At 74.4% G+C, this 18235-nt stretch carries 15 protein-coding genes; 5 read left to right on the top strand and 10 right to left on the bottom strand.

All coding sequences use genetic code 11. The features are described from left to right. Positions 1-39 precede the first annotated feature (39 nt). Complete coding sequence (locus tag PUR56_RS32460) at positions 40-870, bottom strand: PIG-L deacetylase family protein (protein WP_329951568.1); 831 nt, start codon at positions 868-870, stop codon at positions 40-42. Then, positions 867-1796, bottom strand: a complete 930-nt coding sequence (locus PUR56_RS32455; RefSeq protein ID WP_329951567.1) for a glycosyltransferase family 2 protein — start codon at positions 1794-1796, stop codon at positions 867-869. The genes PUR56_RS32460 and PUR56_RS32455 overlap by 4 nt, the downstream gene beginning before the upstream one ends. A 621-nt stretch (positions 1797-2417) precedes the next feature. Here PUR56_RS32455 and PUR56_RS32450 point away from each other — a divergent pair. From PUR56_RS32450 to PUR56_RS32435, 4 genes are read left to right on the top strand one after another with little or no spacing between them, the layout of a single operon-like run. After that, entirely contained in the window at positions 2418-3959 is a 1542-nt protein-coding gene (locus PUR56_RS32450; RefSeq protein WP_329951566.1) for an alkaline phosphatase family protein, read from the top strand. 33 nt (positions 3960-3992) lie between these two features. Continuing rightward, positions 3993-4286, top strand: coding sequence for an acyl carrier protein (locus PUR56_RS32445; protein WP_329878935.1), 294 nt, complete (start codon positions 3993-3995; stop codon positions 4284-4286). A gap of 13 nt (positions 4287-4299) precedes the next feature. Further along, positions 4300-6147 (top strand): B12-binding domain-containing radical SAM protein, encoded by a 1848-nt coding sequence (locus PUR56_RS32440; protein WP_329951565.1) that lies wholly within the window; start codon positions 4300-4302, stop codon positions 6145-6147. Further along, positions 6134-7255, top strand: a complete 1122-nt coding sequence (locus tag PUR56_RS32435; protein ID WP_329951564.1) for a DUF4346 domain-containing protein — start codon at positions 6134-6136, stop codon at positions 7253-7255. The genes PUR56_RS32440 and PUR56_RS32435 overlap by 14 nt, the downstream gene beginning before the upstream one ends. Before the next feature lie 182 nt (positions 7256-7437). On the opposite strand, the gene PUR56_RS32430 is transcribed toward PUR56_RS32435, so the two are convergent. The 8 genes from PUR56_RS32430 to PUR56_RS32395 form a co-directional block, all read right to left on the bottom strand. Continuing rightward, complete coding sequence (locus PUR56_RS32430; protein WP_329951563.1) at positions 7438-8058, bottom strand: hypothetical protein; 621 nt, start codon at positions 8056-8058, stop codon at positions 7438-7440. Further along, the gene (locus PUR56_RS32425; protein ID WP_329878939.1) at positions 8055-8819 is read right to left on the bottom strand and encodes a phytanoyl-CoA dioxygenase family protein; all 765 of its coding nucleotides are present in this window, start codon (positions 8817-8819) and stop codon (positions 8055-8057) included. Before PUR56_RS32425 ends, PUR56_RS32430 begins: the two co-directional genes overlap by 4 nt. A gap of 112 nt (positions 8820-8931) precedes the next feature. Further along, positions 8932-9771 (bottom strand): LLM class flavin-dependent oxidoreductase, encoded by an 840-nt coding sequence (locus PUR56_RS32420; protein WP_329951562.1) that lies wholly within the window; start codon positions 9769-9771, stop codon positions 8932-8934. A gap of 33 nt (positions 9772-9804) precedes the next feature. Beyond that, positions 9805-11322, bottom strand: coding sequence for an aldehyde dehydrogenase family protein (locus PUR56_RS32415; RefSeq protein WP_329951561.1), 1518 nt, complete (start codon positions 11320-11322; stop codon positions 9805-9807). A 76-nt stretch (positions 11323-11398) separates the two neighbouring features. Then, the gene (locus tag PUR56_RS32410; protein WP_329951560.1) at positions 11399-12640 is read right to left on the bottom strand and encodes a cytochrome P450; all 1242 of its coding nucleotides are present in this window, start codon (positions 12638-12640) and stop codon (positions 11399-11401) included. Further along, the gene (locus tag PUR56_RS32405) at positions 12637-14067 is read right to left on the bottom strand and encodes a hypothetical protein (RefSeq protein ID WP_329951559.1); all 1431 of its coding nucleotides are present in this window, start codon (positions 14065-14067) and stop codon (positions 12637-12639) included. The genes PUR56_RS32410 and PUR56_RS32405 overlap by 4 nt, the downstream gene beginning before the upstream one ends. Next, positions 14064-14369, bottom strand: coding sequence for a hypothetical protein (locus tag PUR56_RS32400; protein ID WP_329878944.1), 306 nt, complete (start codon positions 14367-14369; stop codon positions 14064-14066). Before PUR56_RS32400 ends, PUR56_RS32405 begins: the two co-directional genes overlap by 4 nt. 165 nt (positions 14370-14534) lie before the next feature. Further along, complete coding sequence (locus PUR56_RS32395; RefSeq protein ID WP_329951558.1) at positions 14535-15878, bottom strand: alkaline phosphatase family protein; 1344 nt, start codon at positions 15876-15878, stop codon at positions 14535-14537. Between the two features lie 654 nt (positions 15879-16532). Between PUR56_RS32395 and PUR56_RS32390 the strand changes: the two genes are divergently transcribed. After that, positions 16533-18173: a carbamoyltransferase family protein gene (locus PUR56_RS32390; RefSeq protein WP_329878946.1), complete on the top strand. Its 1641-nt coding sequence runs from the start codon at positions 16533-16535 to the stop codon at positions 18171-18173. Positions 18174-18235 lie beyond the last annotated feature (62 nt).

Raw genomic sequence — 18235 nt, 5'->3', positions numbered from 1 at the left:
TCGGCTGGCTGGGCGGGCGCGGTGGTCCGGACGAGCGGGTCAGGCGGGTGGCCGAGGGGTCTGCCGCGCGCCGCCCGCCTCCGTCGGCCCGGGCCGCTGCCAGTAGCGGTCGGCGTACGGGTGTCCGGCGGCGGCGCCGTGGCCGCGGGCCCGGGCGCCGAGCGCCTCGCGCAGGCGGCCCGGCCCCCCGAAGAGGGCCAGGGCCTGGCTGGTGTAGTGCTCCGCGCCCGCCAGCCAGCGTTCGAGGTCGGCGGGGGTGAGCGGTTCGCAGCGGGCCACCAGTCCGTCGTGGTCGCGACGGCGCAGCGGGTAGGGGAAGTCCTCGTACCAGGCGGTGCCGGGGACGGCCAGTCGTTCGGCGGCGGCGCGGACCAGGGCGTGGTCCACGTGGCGTCCGGCGGCGAGCGGGGCGTGCAGCCGGGTGCCGGGCGGGCACCAGGGGCGCAGCGCCTCGGCGATGGTGTCGGGCAGCGGGCCGTCGTCGGGGTGGGGCCGGCCGAGGACCCGGGGGGCGGCGGTGTAGCGGGGCCGGCCGGCGGAGGTGCGCAGGGCGGCGTCGGTGAGGCCCAGGGACACCCGGGTGACGCCGAGCGCGGCGAGCGCGGCGCGGTCCTCGCGGCGGCGGGTGGCGGGTTCGGCGATCCGCCGCCAGTCGTCCGGGCGGTGGGCCGCGCGGTGGCCCGGGGAGGTGTCCGCGGTGTGGCCCGCGGTGTGGCCCGCGGCGCCGTCCGCGGTGTCGAAGACGGTGACGACGGTGACCTCGGCGCCCAGCGCCGTCCAGCGGGCGAGCCGGCCGCCGAGCGACCAGACCGCGTCGTCGGGGTGCGGTGAGACGACGACGTGCCGGAGTGCCGTGTCCGTCCCGGTCACGGCGCGTCCGCCGTCGCGGCGAGGACGGCCGCGGCGTACCGCTCCGGGCTGCCCTCCGGGCCGAGCAGGGCGGCCAGGGCGCGGACCGAGGGCCGGGGGTGCAGGTCGGAGAAGCGGGCGAGGTTGCGGTCGTGCTGGTCCCAGCGGTCCGGCCGGGCGTGGCTGAGGTGGACGCCGCCGGCCTCGGGCACCAGCCTCCGGCGCGCCCCCAGGTCATACAGCCGGAGCCCGAGTTCGAGGTCCTCGCAGCCCCAGAGCCGGCCGAACTCCTCGTCGAATCCGCCCGCCCGCCGCCAGAGTTCGCGCTCCACGGCGGAGTTGGCGCCGACCAGGCCGAGCCACGGGGCGACGTCGGGCACCACCCCGGCCTCCATCGCCTCGACCGCGCGCTCCAGCGCGTTGGCCACGGTCCGGCGCCGGGGGTTGCGGTCGGGCGGTGCGCCGGGGTCGGCGAGACCGGCCACGAGTTCCCGGACGACGGCCGGCGGGGCATCCGCCACCTCCGCCAACAACCGCGCCGCGGTCGGAAGTTCACGCATCCTGCCGTGCAGGAAGCAGCCGGGTTCGGCCGCCCCGGCGTACGCCGCGAGGAAGTGCGGGCCGACGATCACGTCGGCGTCCAGGAAGACCAGCCAGCCGGCCCCGTCGGCCGCCGCCGCACCGGCGTTGCGGGCGGCGGCCCGACCCCGGCCGGGGCCCGGCACCACCCGCAGCGGCAGCCAGTCACGCGCCTGTCCGAGCACACCGGCGAGACCCTCGGCGGCGGCCCCGCCCGCGTCGTTGTCGTCGACCACGATCACCTCGTGGCCGGGTGCTGCGCTCTGCACGGCCAGGCAGGCGAGTGTCACCCGCAGCCGCTCGTGGTCGCCCCGGGTGGGGACGACCACGGCCGGTCCGGCCGGTGCGGAGCGCGTGCGTAAGTGCATCGGGTCGGCCCTTCCGCGTGCGAGGCGATCGGCATGGCCCGTCACACCCCGGTCACCGGTACGGAACGCCGGGAACCCGGACGGGACGCACTGCCGGAATACGGGTGGGATCAGTGCGTGAAGATACGTGAAGATACGTGGGAACAGCCGTCGGCACTTCATTCCTCAGCGAACGGCCCGCCCTGAGAGGCTCTACCGGGATGCCCGGCGAAGTCAACCGGCGGAACGGAATCCTCACATACTCGCGGGCCCCGCCGACGGCCCGCGGTAAGGATCATCCGGGGCCGACCGATCCGTTCCGGCCGCCCCGCGGCCGGGTCCCGCCGCCCCGCCCCGTTGATCGAAATTCCGCTTCCGGCGGGAACACCCGGTGACCCGTGGTCAATTGTGGTGGCTGGGGCGAATGGGAGATCACCGGAATTCGGCCGTCCTGCCGTGTACCAATATCCCGGAGAAATGCGTAGTGTTGCGGTCGGCCCCGGACCGCCGGTGGCCGGCGCACCCGTGCGTCGGCGGAGACCGGCCCCCACCCCCGCACTCCCCCCTCCGGGCGGATCCCCAGGCAGCGCGAAGCTCCGGACCCGGAACGCAGGTGCTGCCCACAGCTGGAGGCGAACCCCCGTGCCACCCACGCCCCGTGCCCTCGTCATCGGAATCGACGGGGGAACCTTCGACGTCATCGACCCGCTGATCGAGCGGGGCCTGCTCCCGAACATCGCGGGACTGCTCCGCACCTCCGCCGTCGGCCGGACCACCTGCACCTGGCCCGCCCACACCGCACCCGGGTGGAGCACCTTCGTGACGGCGGGTCAGCCCGGCAAGCACGGCATCTACCAGTTCTACGACACCCAGGAGCCGGACTACCGGGCCCGGGTGACCCAGGCCGGCGACCTCGGCCGCTCCTCCGCCTGGGACTGGCTGGCCGCCCAGGAGTACACCCTCGGGCTGATCAACATCCCGATGTCGCACCCGCCCGCCGACCTGCCCGGCTACCAGATCACCTGGCCGCTCGAACGGACCCTGCGGCACTGCCGTCCGGACTCCCTGCTGCGTGAACTCGCCGCCGCCAAAGCCCACTTCCAGTCCGACCTGGCCACCATGTTCCGGGGCGACCTCGGCTACCTGGAGCAGGCGGAGCGCAACGTCGAGGCCCGGGTGCGGTCGGTGCGGCACCTGATGACCACCCGGCCCACCGACGTGGTGATGGTCGTCCTGACCGAGGCCGACCGGGTCGGCCACCACTACTGGCACTACGAGGACACCACCCACCCCCGGCACGAGCCGGCCCCGTCCGGCACCGGCTGGGAGCTCGCCAACACCCGCATCCACCGCGCCCTGGACACCGCCGTCGGCGAGCTGCTCGACCTGGTCGACGAGGACACCGTGGTGACACTGGTCTCCGACCACGGCCTCGGCCAGGGCCGGTACGGGCTCGCCGTGCACCGGATCCTCGAAGACGCGGGCCTGCTCGCCACCGAGCCGGGCGACGCGCCCGCCGACGGCTCCGCGAGCTGGTTCGCCGCCGGCGGCCGGCGGATCGACTTCGCCCGCACCGCCGTCTACATGCCCGTCCCCGGCAGCTACGGCCTCAACCTCAACCTGCGGGCGCGGCAGGCCCGGGGCACCGTCGCACCCCGCGACCGGGACCGGGTGACCGCCGAGGTCGTCGAGCTGTTCGAGGACCTCAAGGGCCCCACCGGGGACCGGGTCTTCCGCAGCGTCCTGCCCAGTGCCGAGGCCTACCCGGGCCCGCTGCGCGGACGCGCCCCCGACCTGCTCCTGCTGCCCGCCGACGAATCCGTCCTGCCCGTCACCGACCTCACCGGCGAGCTCTGGCAGCCCAGCGCCCAGACCGGCCTCCACCGGCACCAGGGCATCTGGGCGCACCGCTCGCCGCGCACCCGCCCCGGCCGGCTGGACCGCAGCGTCCCGCTCGCCGACACCCTGCCCACGCTGCTCGCCGACCTGGGCGCCGCCTGGCCCGACGACGTCGACGGCCGCGCCCGCACCGAGATCTTCACCGAGGGCGTGCCCGTCCCCGGGCCCGACCCCCGGGTGGCGGCCCGCAGCGCCACGGCACCGCCCTCCGAAGCGGCCGACCGTGCCGCCGAGGAGGAGGACGACTACACCAGCAGCCGGCTCCGCGAGATGGGTTACCTCTGAGCGACCGGCCACACCCACGGAGGAATGAGCGTCATGCAGGACACGCAGGACACACAGGACACCAAGGCCCGGCTGCGCAAGGTGCTCGTCGACTCGCTGGAGCTGTCCCTCTCCCCCGCGGACATCCCGGACCGCGGACTCGTGGAGGCCCTGGGACTCGACTCCATCAACACCATCGAGTTCCTCATCTGGGTGGAGAGCGAGTTCGGCGTCGAGATCGCCGACGAGGACCTGTCGATCAAGCTCATCGACGACCTCGACCTGCTCGCCGAGTACGTCGACAACCGGCTCCGGGGCGACCGGACCGCCGCCGGCACCAGCGCCTGACCGGGAGCATCCGATGCGACAGCCCATCGACATCGACCTCAGCCCCGCACCCCCGCGGAAGAAGCCCGGCGAGTTCGCCATCGCCCTCGACCCGCGCATCACCGACCCCGGACGCTTCAAGGTCAGCTTCCTGATCCTGCTCGACGGCGACCTCGTGATGTCCCCCGAGCACCTCGGGGTCGCCTACATGACCAGCGTCCTGCGGAGCGTCGGCTTCACCGCCGAGATCCGCGAGGTCGACCACGACGAGGACGCGCACGCCGCCACCGTCGAGCACCTGCGCGCGTACCGTCCCGACCTCGTCTGCTTCACCCTCATGAGCCTCAACCTCACCAGCTGCGTCAGCCTCTGCCGGCAGCTCAAGGAGGCCCTGCCCGACACCCCGATCGCCTGCGGCGGCCCGGCCGGCACGTTCGCCGGGCTCGACGTGCTGCGCAACAACCCCTACACGGACCTCGTCGCCGTCGGCGAGGGCGAGCCCACCATCCTCGACCTGGTCCAGCGCCTGTACCTCGACGAGGCGCTCACCGACTGCCCCGGCATCTGCTACCGGGACGCCGACGGCGCCCTGCGCCAGAACCCCGCCCGGCCGCTCATCCACGACCTGGAGGTGCTGCCCTTCCCGGCCCGCGACCAGCTCAGCCAGCACGGCGACAAGCTGGAGTACGTCCGGGTCAGCACCAGCCGCGGCTGCGTCGCCAACTGCGCCTTCTGCTCGGCCCCGCACCTGAAGAACCGCGTGCAGGCCGGCAAGGCCTGGCGCGGGCGCGGCCCGGAGCAGATCGTCGAGGAGGTGGCGCAGATCGTCGAGCGCCACCAGTTCCGCACGTTCGACTTCGTCGACTCGACCTTCGAGGACCCGGACGGCGGGCGGGTCGGCAAGAAGCGGGCCGCCGCCATCGCCCAGGGCATGCTCGACCGGGGCCTCGACATCTACTACAACGTCTGCATGCGGGCCGAGAACTGGAGCGACACCCCCGAGGACCACGCCCTGCTCGACCTGCTCACCGCCTCCGGGCTGGAGAAGGTCAACGTCGGCATCGAGGCCGGGACCGCCGAGGAGCTGCTGCTCTGGGAGAAGCGGGCCACCGTCGAGGACAACGTCACCATCATCCGGATGCTGCGCGAGCACGGCATCTACCTGGCGATGGGCTTCATCCCCTTCCACCCCTACGCCACCCTCGACACCCTGATCGCCAACGCCCGCTTCCTGCGCGACAACTCCGGCCACAACCTGCGCCGGATGACCGAGCGGCTGGAGATCTACCCGGGCACCGCGATCGTCCGCCGGATCGAGGGCGAGGGCCTGCTCTGGGACAGCTACCAGAAGAACCTCGACCCGTACGGCTACGACTTCGCCGACGAGCGGGTCGGCCTGCTGGCCAAGCACTTCGCCAGGCTCTACAACAACGACGACTACCACCAGCGCGGGGTCATCACCGACCAGTCCGCGGTCTTCGAGTTCGAGACCTACAACGTGGTGATGCAGACCTTCATCTCCCGGCTGCACCGGCGCTTCGGCGGACTGCCCGGCGTCGACGAGGTGATGGAGGACTTCAAGGCCACGGTGCACGAGATCCGCCAGGAGATGGGCCAGTTCAACTACGGCTTCTTCATGTCCAACCTGGAGGCCGTGATGAACGACTCCCTCGACCGGGACAAGCAGGAGGTCCAGGTCGTGGACGTCGAGGAGTACTTCCGCGACCGGCTCGACCGGCTCCGCTCCGAACAGCTGCGGGTCGGCAAGCGGCTCACCCGGCTGGGCGCCCGCGTCATGGAGATCAGTTCCACCCTGCCCAGCTTCGGGCCCGGCGGCCTGCCGCGCAGCTACAGCGGCGAGGGCAGCGGTGCCACCTGGTGAGCCCGCCGCGGCCGGCCGGATCGCGGTGTGCAGCCTCAGCAGCCGGGAGCTCCTCGAACCGCTCTCCGGGCTGCCGGACGTGGCCATCGTCGGGACGCTGATGACCGCCAACCTCGGGATCGAGCAGCTGGTGCGCACCATCGCGCACCGGCCCTCGATCCGCGGCCTGGTCGTCTGCGGACGGGACTCACCGCGCTTCCTGGCCGGGCAGAGCCTCGTCGCGCTCTTCCGCGAGGGGGTCGACGCCGAGCAGCGCCTGATCCGCGGGGCGGCGGGCTACCTGCCGGTGCTGCGCGGCGTCGCGCTGCGCGAGGTCGCGCAGGTGCGCGCCCAGATCGAGCTGGTGGACGCCCGGGGCGAGTGCGACCCGGCGGTGCTGCGCCGGGTGATCGCCGACCTGTCGGCGCGCACCGCCTCCGCGCCCGCCCCCGCCGTCCCGGACGCGGACGACGACACGGCGGGCCCCGGGGAGGGCGCCGACGGCGGCCCCGCGAGCACCCGGCCGGCCTTCCGGCGGCTGCGGCCCGGCGGCCGGCGGGTGGGCATCAGCCGGGCGCTGGACGGATTCGTGGTGATCGGCCTCGACCTGCTCGCCCGGCGGATCGTCCTGCGGCACTACGACAACGACCTGACCCCCCGGCACGAGATGACCGGCGTCCGCGCCGAGTCGATGCTGCTGGGGCTGCTGAGCGCCGGAGTGGTCGCCGAACCGGCCCACGCCGGCTACCTCGGCGGCGAGCTGGCCAAGGCCGAGACCGCCCTGCGGCTCGGCCTGCCCTACGTCCAGGACCTTCCGCTGCGTGCCCCGGGCCGGCCCGCGGGCGCGCGGCGACCGGGTCCCGACCGAGAGGACACCCCGACCATGGGTGAAGCTACGTCGAGTCCGTACAGCCTCGCGGAGTTCCTCTCCGCCCTGGTGGCCGGACTCGGGGTGGAGGGGGTCGAGCTGGATCCGGAGGTCCCGCTGGGCATCCAGCTGCTGGTGGACTCCGCCCGCATGATCGAGCTGGCCATCCTGCTGGAGGAGGAGCTGGGGCTGGACCTGCCGGCCGACGTCGACCTGCGGCGCGCCAGTCCGCTGGAGCTGTACGGCGCCCTCACCGGCTGACCGCACCACACACCACGCACCACGCACCACACGCCACGTGCCGAACGCCACGCGCCACACACCACGCGCCACCGGAAGGGCCTGGCCGGATCCCTCCGGCCGGGCCTCCGCGCACCGCCGCCGGGCGCGCACCGCGCCCCGGAGCGGCCCGGCCCGCCCTGCGGGGACCGGGCCGCCACCGGTCAGGCGGGCCAGATGTGCAGTTCCTCCTTGACCGTCCGGGCCGTCTCGGCGGCGGCGGCCGGGTCGGACCAGCCCGCCGGACCCAGCAGCCGGACGGTGAAGGCCTCCGGCGCGAGACGGCGCCAGGCCGCCACCGCACCGTCCGCGGCCCCGCCGGTACCGGTACCGGCGGGGCCGCTGCCGTCACCGTCGCGGGCGAGCACCACCACCGGGCAGGGCAACGGACCGTCGGCCTCGGCACCGGCCTCCAGCGGCGGCGCCGCGGCGTCCGGCGACGGGCAGAGCAGCAGTCCGGCCGGCGGCCGGCCCGCGGCCCCGGCGGCCCGAACCGCCCGGACGGCGTCCGCCAGCACGGTCGCGCCGCCCGGCCCCGCACCCGCCACCGCGAGCAGCGCCCAGGGCAGCAGCGGCCACCGACCGGCGCCGACCGACCAGGGCTCCGCGCCGTCGAGCGGTCCGGCGAGCGGCTCCACCGCCAGCTCCGGCCCCATCGCGGCCGGCAGCACCCCGCCGGCCGCACCCGCCGGGTCCGCCAGCACCAGCCGCAGCACCGGCCGCGCCGCCGGGGCCTGGAGGAACCGGCCCGGGTCGGGCGCGGCGCCGCCCGGTCCGGCGCTCACTCCAGACCGTCCGCGAGGCCGAGCGAGAAGTAGTTCTCGAAACCGAGCAACCGCCGCATGGCGGGTGTGCTGCGCTCGGCGACCTCCGGCCTGAGCCCGGAGAAGAAGTTCTGCTGCTGCCGGACGTAGCCCCGGCAGTAGTAGTTGAGGATGCCGTGCCGGGGCCGGTCGGTCGTGTTGGCCCCGGTCTGGTGCCAGAGCCGGCCGTCGAAGATCATCACGCTGCCGGCCGGCGCGCAGACCGGCACCGTCTCGACGTCGCCCTCGCCGCGCGCGTAGTCCGGCTGCCGGCCGAGCCGGTGGGTGCCGGGGACGAGACGGGTCGCGCCGTTGGACTCCGTGAAGTCGTCCAGCATCCACATGCTGTTGGCGACCAGGGCGTACGGCGGCCAGGGCGGTCGCGCGAAGGTCTGGTCCGCGTGCACGTTCATCGCGACCCCGCCGGGGCCGGCGATGTTGGCGTGCGTGCTGGACAGCAGGAAGTTGAAGCCCAGGACCTCCTCCATGAGTTCCAGCACCAGCGGGTCGCAGACGCTGCGCTCGAACTCCTCGCCCTTGTTGAGGAGGCTGAAGACACGCTGGTTGCCGCCGTCGTACAGAAAGGCGGTGCCGTCCTTGCGCTCCTCCTCCGCGACCTCCAGCAGGCGGTCCCGGAGTCGTTCGAACTCGGCGGACGGAAGCGGGGACTCCAGGAGGCAGTAGCCGAATTCCCGAAGGTCCTCCACGGCCTCGGTCCTATTTCCCGTCAGGGTCGCGTTCATGGTCTCGATTTCACCTCGGAACACATCGGAACACTTCGGAACACTTTCGTACGGGCGCGTCTGCGGTCTTTCAGGAGCCGTCTTTCAGGAGCCGTCTTTCGGGAGCGCTCTTTCAGGAAAGGACGGCGTCGGCCAGCCGGTCGACCTGGGAAAGGCGGGCCGCCGTGGGGTGGAAGACGATCTCGTCGAATCCGGCGGCGGCCAGTTCGGCGATCTGCTCGCGGATCCGGCCGGGCGAGCGCGGGGTCTTCTCGACGAAGGACTCCGCCTCGTCCCCGAGCACCCCGAAGTAGTCCCGGACGAATCCGGCCGCCTCCTCGGCGACGTCCGCGCCGAGCCAGTACCGGGACAGCGCCACCAGCCTCGGCATCCCCTCCCGGCCCACCGCCGCCCATTCCTCCTCCACCTGCCGGACGGTCGGGGCGACGAGCTCCGGTTCCAGCCCGGGCGCCGTCCAGCCGTCCGCCCAACGGGCCGCCCGCCGGACGGCGTTCGCGCTCAGCCCGCCCACCAGGACGGGCGGCACCGGCCCGGGCAGGATCCCGGCGCCCTCCTTGCCGCGCAGCCGGGCGAGTTCGGCGAGCTGCCCGTCGAAGACCTGCGCGCGGCGGCCGAAGTCCCGGTCCGCCGCCTCGAAGTCGTCGGCCCGCACTCCCGGCCCGAGGCCGAGGACGAGCCGCCCCTCCGCGAGCGAGGCGACCGTCGCCGCCTCCTTGGCGAGCACCTCGGCCGTGGTCAGCGGGGCGACCAGGATGTTGGTGGACAGCCCGATCCGCGAGGTGACGGCCGCCGCCGCGGCGAGCACCGGCAGCGGCTCGTGCCCGGGGTAGCGGAGCCGGTGGGTCGCGGAGACGGTCGAGAAGCCGCGCTCCTCGGCCCGGACGGCCCACTCCGTCTGGAGCCGGCCGGAGGCGCCGGGGATGGTGTTGGGGAACGCGATGCCGATCTTCATCGGGGCTCCACGGGAGGCCGGAGGGCGGGGCGCTCAGAGCCCCAGGAGGTGGTACGGGGTGGGTGCGGGCCCGGACGGGTCCGCCGGGCCGGTGCCGTCGGTGATGCTCTGCCGGCGGCGGTAGCCGTCGAGTTCGTTGGTCAGCCGCTCCCAGACGAGGTCACCGGTCACCTCGGGCCCGGACGGCAGGTCGAGGTCGACCAGCCGGTAGTCGTTGATCCAGACCTGTTCGGCGTGCAGCGACTCGGCGACCGCACGGGCCCGGTCGCGGTCGCCCGACCAGACCCCGGCGCTCAGCCCGTACCGCGACCCGTTGGCGATCCGCACCGCGTCGGCGTCGTCGGCCGCCCGGATCACCGAGAGCACGGGACCGAAGACCTCCTCCTGGGCCACGGTGGCGCCCGGTTCGACGCCGGTCAGCACGGTGGGCGGGAAGTACGCCTGCGGGTCCAGCCCCTCGGCCGGCTCGCCGGGGCCGGGCACCCTGCCCCCGCACAGCAGTCGGGCGCCCTCGGCGACCCCGAGTTCGGTGAACCGCAGGGCGGTGCGGACCTGGTTGCGCGAGACCAGCGGACCGAGGTCGGTCGCCACGTCCAGCGGATCGCCGAGCCGCAGGGCGAGCGCCTTCTCCCGGACCCGCTCGACGAACTCGTCGTGCACGGCCGCGTGCACCACGGCGCGCGAACCGGCCATGCAGACCTGGCCGTTGTGCAGGAAGGCGCCCCAGACGACCCCGTCGGCCGCCCGGTCGAGGTCGGCGTCCGCGAGCACCACGTTCGGCGACTTGCCGCCGAGGTCCAGCCGGACGGCCGCAGCGGCCCCGCGCCGGACACTCTCGCCGACCGCGTCCGAGCCGGTGAAGGACAGCAGGTCGACGCCGGGCGCGCGGACCAGGCTCTCCCCGGTGGTGCCTCCGGGCCCGGTGACCACGTTGACCACCCCGGGCGGCAGCCCGCACTCGTGCAGCAGCCGGACCAGCCCGAGGGTGGTCAGCGAGGTGAAGGACGCCGGTTTGACGACGCAGGTGTTGCCCGCCGCGATCGCCGGGGCGATCCGCCAGGCGGCGAGCAGCAGCGGCAGGTTCCACGGCACGACGACCGCGACCACCCCGAGCGGGTGCCAGCGCAGGTGACGCGCGGCAGGGCCTCCCGGCACCGCCGGTCCGCGGTGCAGCCGTTCGGGCAGTTGCTCCGCCCACCAGGCGCTCCAGCGGAACGCCGCGACCGCGCCGGGCACGTCGGCGCCGAGCGCCTTGCGCAGGGTGGTGCCGTTGTCGCGGACCTCCAGTTCGGCGAACCGGGCGGTCTCGGCGGTGAGCCGGTCGGCGAACCGCCGCAGCACGGCGGCCCGTTCCTCCGGCGCGGTACGCGGCCAGGGCCCGTGGTCGAAGGCCCGGCGGGCCGCGGCCACGGCCTCGGTCACGTCCTCGGGTCCGCAGCGCGGCACGTCGGCCAGGTGCCGCCGGGTGGCCGGTTCGAACGACCGGAAGGTCGCCCCGTCCCGGGCCGGGGCGGGCCGGCCGTCGACGTACCGGGGGAAGTGCTCTCCCATCCGTCCTCCTCTCTGCGACTGGGGCGGGTCCGGCGGACCGCCCGGGTCCGCGGCGCCCGGCGGGCGGGCGACGCGGTCAGGCCGCGGCGCCCAGCCGGACCGGCAGCGCCGCGACGCCGAGCGGCAGCAGGTCGGAGGTGTGCCGCACCTCCTCGGCGGCCACGGCGAGCGCGACCTGCGGATAGGTGGCGACCAACCTGCCCAGCCCGACGGTCAGTTGGACCACCGCGAGGTCCAGTGCAGGGCAGCGGTGCGGGCCCGCGCCGAAGGCGGCGACGGGCACCGGGGTGCGGTCGAGCTCCAGGGTGTCGGGCCGGTCGACGATCCGGGGGTCGCGGCAGGCCGCCGAGATCAGCGGCAGCACCGCGGCCCCGGCCGGGACACGGACTCCGGAGAGTTCGACGTCCCGGGTGGCCACCCGCAGCAGCCCGTCGTTGCTCGACGGGTAGTAGCGCAGCAGTTCGGCGACCGCGCCGGGGACCAGGTCGGGCTTGGCCGCCAGCCGCTCCCGGCGGTCGGGCTCGGCCAGCACCGCGTAGAGGTGCCGGGCCAGCAGGTCCCGGACGCCGATGAAGCCGGAGATCACCAGGCCGTGCAGCAGGGTGGTGCGGTCCCCGTCGGTGAGGTGCTGCCCGCCCGAGGCCGGTTCGTCCAGCCCGAGCAGGACGGTCGCGACGTCGTCGGCGGGCCGCGCGCGGCGTTCGGCGAGCAGACCGGCGAAGGCCCCCTGGAGGCGGTCACGGACGGCCGCGGTGCCGGGGCCGTCCGACCCGCCGGACAGCAGCAGGGTCTCGATGTCGCCGGTGATCACGGACCACCGGTCGCCGTCGAAGCCGAGCAGCTCGCAGATGATCCGGCCGGCGTACGGCGCCGTGTACGCGGCGACCAGGTCGACCGGCCCGGGCGCGCCGGCGAGACCGGCCAGCAACTCGTCGGCGACGGCCTCGATGCGCGGGCGCCAGCGGGCCACCCGCTCGGGGGCGAAACCGGCCACCACCGGTGCGCGCAGCCCGGTGTGCCGGGGTGCGTCGAGGTCGACGATGCCGGTGCCCTGGCCGCGACCGAAGCCGCTGCCGGGCAGCACGGCGGCCCGGTACCGGCTGAACGCCGGGTCGGCCAGTACGGTCCGCACGTCGGCGTCCCGGGTGACCAGCCAGATCTCGGCGCCGTCGGCGAGCCGCACCCGGGAGACCGGGTCCTCGGCGAGCAGCCGTGCGTACCGGGGCGGCACGGTGCCGCCGGGCCCGGCCGGGTACGGGAAGGTGCCGGTGCCGGTGCCGGTGCCGGTGCCGGTGCCGAGTGTGTCGTCGGCGCTCACCGGGCCGCCTCCCGCGGGTAGCGCGGGGCCCGGAACACGGTCGGTGCGGTCGGCTCCCACGGGAAGTCCTGGGCCAGCACCTGGTTGTCCAGCTGGTGCTCCACCACGATGGTGCCGGCCCCGTAGTCCTCGGCGATCTGCTCGACGTCCTCGGCGGTGACCAGCCCGCTCGGATCGCCGAGACGCTCGGCCACGCCCCGGGCGGGGGCCAGCAGTTCGAGGGCGAAGCCGCGGGCCACGTGCTGGCGGTGGGTGTGCGCGGCGGCGATCAGGAACTCCGGTCCGTTCTCGAACAGGAAGTGGCAGAGGGCGCGGGCCTCCAGGAAGCGCCGCGGCCGCTCGGTGTAGGACCGGCTGGACACCAGGGCGGGGCCCCCGGCGCCGGTGCGCGTCCCGTAGGCGACCAGGCCGCGGTCGACGTAGGGGACCGGCTCGGTGTGGTGGGTGAGCAGGGTGTCCGTCTCGAACCGCTCGGTGGGTGCCACCCCGGCCCAGGCGCGGACCCGGCGGGCCAGTTCGTAGCCCAGGTGCCAGGCGTTGTCGAGCCGGCCCGGGGCGTGGAAGGCCGTCCGGACGTCCGCGCACAGCTCGCGCAGCTCGGTGACGGCCGGGTCGGCCTGGCCGCCCTGGCCGGCGACCTCCCGGGCCCGCCCGACCCACCGGAGCTGGTCCGCGATCCGGCCCGGGGCGACCCCGTTGAGGAAGTCGAAGGACAGCGGATCGGGCAGCTCCCGGACGACCCGGACGATCTCCGCCGCGTACGGTCCGGCCTCGGTGTAGGGATCCAGGCCGAGCCGCGCCGCGGCCCGGCAGAACGCCGCCTCGGCCTCGTCGGTGTCGGCGAGCGCGGCCCACTCGCGCTGCAGCGGGGTGCCGGTGATGCCCCAGTCGGCGAGCCGGGCGACGACGGCGTCGACGAAGCCGCGGAACGTCTCGGCGAGGGCCTCGGAGCCGACCACGAGGTTGCCGCGCGCCACGTGGCGCGGACCGGGCCGGGGCGTCGGACCTCCGTCGGGGATCCAGACGATCCGGGTCTGCCGGCCCTCGGGCACGAACAGCACGTCCGGCCAGTGGAAGCCGCCGCCGGCCGCACGCAGGACGTGCCGCCGCGAGCGGACCCACCAGGCGCCGCGCTGGTCGCCGACGCCGTTGCGGTAGCAGAAGCGCAGCTGGGAGATCTGGGTGCCGGGCCGGGCGTCCGCCAGCAGCGACCACCAGTTGAAGGCGATCCACTCGGCGAGCGGGTAGAGCGAGCCGGTGGTGTGGGGGCGGACGGTGCCGGCGGCCCGGTCCTCGACGGTGGTCAGCGGCGTCTCCGAACCGACCGTCATCTCCAGGTCGGCCCAGGTCGCGGTGAACTCGTCGGCGGGAACGGTCGACGGCTCGTGCCACTTCCAGGCGAGCGTGACGTCGGGGAGCGTGCTCATCCGAGGCCCTCCGGCCATTCGCTGGGGTGCAGGGGGTACCCGGTGTACTGACCGGTCAGCCGGCCGGTCAGCCGGAACTCGTGGACGTCGTCGCCGTCCCGGTGCCAGGTGTACGCGGGGAAGCCGTCGTGCCACGGCCCTCCGAGCAGGCCCTCGGCAAGGGCGGCGCGCAGCAGCTCGACCGGGGTGCGGTCGGCGGCGCCCGTCCAGTGGGGCACGTCCGGTGAGGGCGGGTCCCACGGGGTGAACGAGGCCTTCGGGGCGAGGGCGGCACGGTCCGTTCCCCCGGGTGGCCCGGACACCGTCCGGCGCCTCGGGCGCCCGCGTTCAGGTACGCGTATGTCGGACATGAACAGTGGACCTCCGCTGCAGATCGGGGCGGAACGTGGGCGTCGGGCACGAGCCGGGCGGAGCCCGCACTCGGGGTCGGGCGGAGCCCGCACTCGGGGGTCGGACGGAGCCTGGTCTCAGGGGACGGCCGGGCCGAGCGGGCGGCCGCGCCACCCCTCGGGGACCGGTCGCCCGTGCAGCCGGGCCAGGGTGGCCGGCACGTCGATCGGGGCGGCCACCGTGTCGTCGGTGTACCGGGACGCGAAACCGGGGCCGAGGCCGGCCCAGTAGGACTCCCGCCGGTGCCAGCCGCTCTGCCACGTCCGGTGGACGTGCGCGGCCCACTGCGGATCGCCCATCGGCAGGTAGCGCCAGTCTGCGGGCTCCATGAGGAGGTCGGGCGCGCCGGCCGTCGCCGCGCCGGGGTAGACCTCCTCACGGGTGAGCACCTCGGCGAGGAACTCCCGTCCGGTGCGGGGGTTGACGGTCTCCAGGAGCGCGGTGCGCACCTCGGCGCGGACCCGCTCGTACTCGTGCTCCGCGATCCGGCCGGCCTTGTAGCGGTCCCGCACGTTGACGTTGATGCCGTGGGTGCCCTGGACGGCCTCGAACGCGGTGGTGTTCGCCCAGTCGATCCGGCCGTCCGGAGTCCTGGCGAGCAGACCGGCGCGTTCCAGGTCGTCGTTGACGGAGCAGTAGGTGCGCAGCGGGCCGAAGCCGATCTCGGAGAAGGCCAGCACGTCGGCCCGGTCCCCGGCCGCCGCCAGGGCGTCCTGGACGACCTGGTCGCAGGTGCGGTACGCGGCGAACACCGCGCTCTCCTGCTCACGGTCGGGACCGTGCTCCAGTTCCTGCCAGTAGATGTGCGAAGTCCGGTCGATACTGGTGAGGTTGACGATCACCACGTCGTGCTCCGGCAGCAGCGCGAGGGCGGCCCTCCCCCGCTGGCGATCGGCCTCCAGCAGTCGGGGCAGCAGCTGCTCGCGCGGCTGGCCGGTCCAGAAGATGGAGACGTCGTGCACCGGCCGGATGCCCTCCTTGGCGAGCCGGCGCTGGAGGTCGCGCGGGTGGCAGGCGTGCAGGGTCGCCTGCATGGGGTAGCTGATCAGCGACCCGTCCATCGGCTCGATCGGGTGGGTCCCGAACAGCCCGATCGAGGCGAAGCGCAGGCCGGCGAAGCCCTCGTGCTGCCAGAGCAGCGGGTGCCGGCGGTCACCGGAGCCGAGCACCTGGGGCGAGTACTCCGGGTCGTGGCAGGTCCAGTAGGAGAAGTAGCCGTGGTCGGCGGCGCGTTGGCCGGTGAGCACGCTCACCAGGCCGGGCGGTTCGTAGGGCGTGCCCTCCGCCGCGAGCGGACCGCTCGCCCCTTCGGAGCGGAGCCGGGCGAATCCCGGCAGGAGGCCCTGGGCACACCAGCGGTCGAGCAGGGCGGGGGCGGCGCCCTCGGTGATGATGACGATGGTGCGTTGCTGCTCAGTCACCCAGTACTCCCTCGTCCAGCCGTACAGGGGATCGGGTTGCCGGATGGGGGCACCGGCGGGGTTCGAGCTCGGGGCGTCACGGGCGTCGGGGCACCACGGACAGGCGGGCCACCCGAAGGAGACACGGGCGGCGGCCGGCGGCCGACAGCCACCGCATCACGGTAACGGCTCCGCTGCTTGTCGTGTCCCGCTCGGATTGACGTTGGCCGAAAAGGCGCCCGCCGACGGGGCCGCCGGGTGGTAAGGCGGCGTCCGGAACGATCGACGCCGTTCCGCTTGGGGTTCGTGTCCGCGCCGCTCCCGCTCCGTACCCGAAGATCCCTTGTGTCCACTGGACGCACCGGGGACGTACGGGCGCGAAAGGCGATTTGAGCCAACTCGGGGCACGGACCGGCACCCGTTCTTGACAGTCTGTGACGCCGCCTGACTAGAGTGCCGATGTCGCCCCGATTCCCGGGTGCCTGTGCTCCGCCGACACCAGGACGGCTTCCGGCCGTCCTCCTCCGGTGCGCGTTCCTCCAGCCCTTCTGCGGTGTGCGTTCCCCCAAGCCCCCTCCGGTGTGCGCCTCTTCCTCCGCCCGCCCGGCCGCTCCGGCCTGCGGCGGGGAGCCCCGTACGCGTCGACCGGTGCCCTCGCGTTGGAAAGGACCTCCTATGACCGTGTTGGGCCTCGGTGGCTCCGGGCACGACTGGTCGTCGTGCGCGACCGACGGCAGCCGCCTCGTCGCCGTCGACGAGGAACGGCTGGTGCGCAGCAAGTACGGCCTGGGCACCGACCTGTTGGCGGGCGCCAGCCGGCAGGCCGTCCTGGCACAGCTCGGCACCGGCGCGGCGGAGGTGGAGCACGTCGTCGCCTGCGAGCTGGTGCCGCGCCCGTTCTACCACTCGTTCCGCAACCGCGTTCAGGTGATCAACCACCATCTGGCGCACGCCTACAGCGCGTTCGCGGCCTCCGGGCTGGACCGCGCCGCCGTGCTCGTCTGCGACAACTCCGGCAGCCTGGTGGCCGGCGACCGGACCGGGCCCGGCGGCCGCGAGGCGGAGACCGTCAGCTCGTACACCGCGGACCGGAACGGCATCCGCCTGCTCGACCGGGTCAGCGGCGCGCACGTCGTGGACGCCGCCTCCGAGAGCGCCTACTACCAGCCCGGCGAGACCGACAACTCGCTCGGCCACTTCTACCGCAGCGCCAGCATCGCGATCGGGCTCGCGTACACCGGGCCGAAGACCCGCTTCCCGGTCAGCGAGGACGGCAAGACCATGGGCCTCGCCCCGTACGGGGACGAGCGGTTCGTCGACGAGCTCGCCGAGCTGGTCGCCCTGCTGCCCGGCGGCGGGGTCAGCATCTCCGCGAGCAAGGTCTCGCACGTCCTCGAACGCCTCGCCCGGGACGCCGACTTCGACGTCCGCGCGGCGATCGCCCGGGCCGCCCAGGAGGTGCTGGAGCGCGCCCTGGTGCACTGCGCCGCCGCCCTGCACGCGCGCACCGGGCTGACCGACCTCTGCGTGGCCGGCGGGGTCGGCCTGAACAGCGTCGCCAACGGCCGGATCCTCCGGGAGACCGGCTTCGAGCGGATCTTCGTGGTGCCCGCCGCCGGCGACAACGGCATCAGCCTCGGCTGCGCCTACTACGGACTGCACCGGCTGGCGGGCGTACCGATGGACGAGCTGCCCGCGCTCACCGACGCCTACCTCGGGCCCGAGTACCCACAGGCGCGGGTGGACGCGGCCGTCGCCGCCTCCGGACTGCCGTCCCGGCGGCCCGACGACCTGCCCGGGGAGGTGGCCGCGCTGCTGGCCGACGGGCGGATCGTCGGCTGGTGGGACGGCCGCAGCGAGTTCGGGCCGCGGGCGCTCGGGCACCGCAGCATCCTCGCGGCGCCCTACCCGGCGTCGGTGCGGGACCACCTCAACGAGCAGGTCAAGTTCCGCGAGTGGTTCCGTCCGTACGCGCCGATCGTCCGCGCCGAGCGCAGCGACGAGTTCTTCGACCTCGGCCAGCCCTCGCCGTACATGCTGATCGTCACCCGGGTGACCAGGCCGGACGTCATCCCGGCCGCCGCGCACGTCGACGGCACGGCCCGGCACCAGACGCTGTTCGAGCACCAGAACCCCACCGTCTACGCGCTGTTGGGCGAGTTCGAACGGCTGACCGGCTGCCCGGTGCTGCTCAACACCTCGTTCAACACGGCCGGGGAGCCCATCGTCGAGACCCCGGAGGAGGCGGTCGCCGCCTTCGTCTCGATGAACCTCGACCACCTCGTCGTCGGCGGCCACCTGGTCAGCAAGTCCTGAGCGGGGACGGCCGGCACGACGGGAGCCGCGCGGACGGCGGAGTCGGCGGAGAGAGCGGACAA

Origin of the sequence: Streptomyces sp. BE303, from assembly GCF_036290945.1 — a bacterium.
Classification (GTDB): Bacteria; Actinomycetota; Actinomycetes; order Streptomycetales; family Streptomycetaceae; genus Kitasatospora.
Note: the sequence above shows the minus strand (reverse complement) of the source record. Positions and strands in the feature narration are given on the sequence as shown.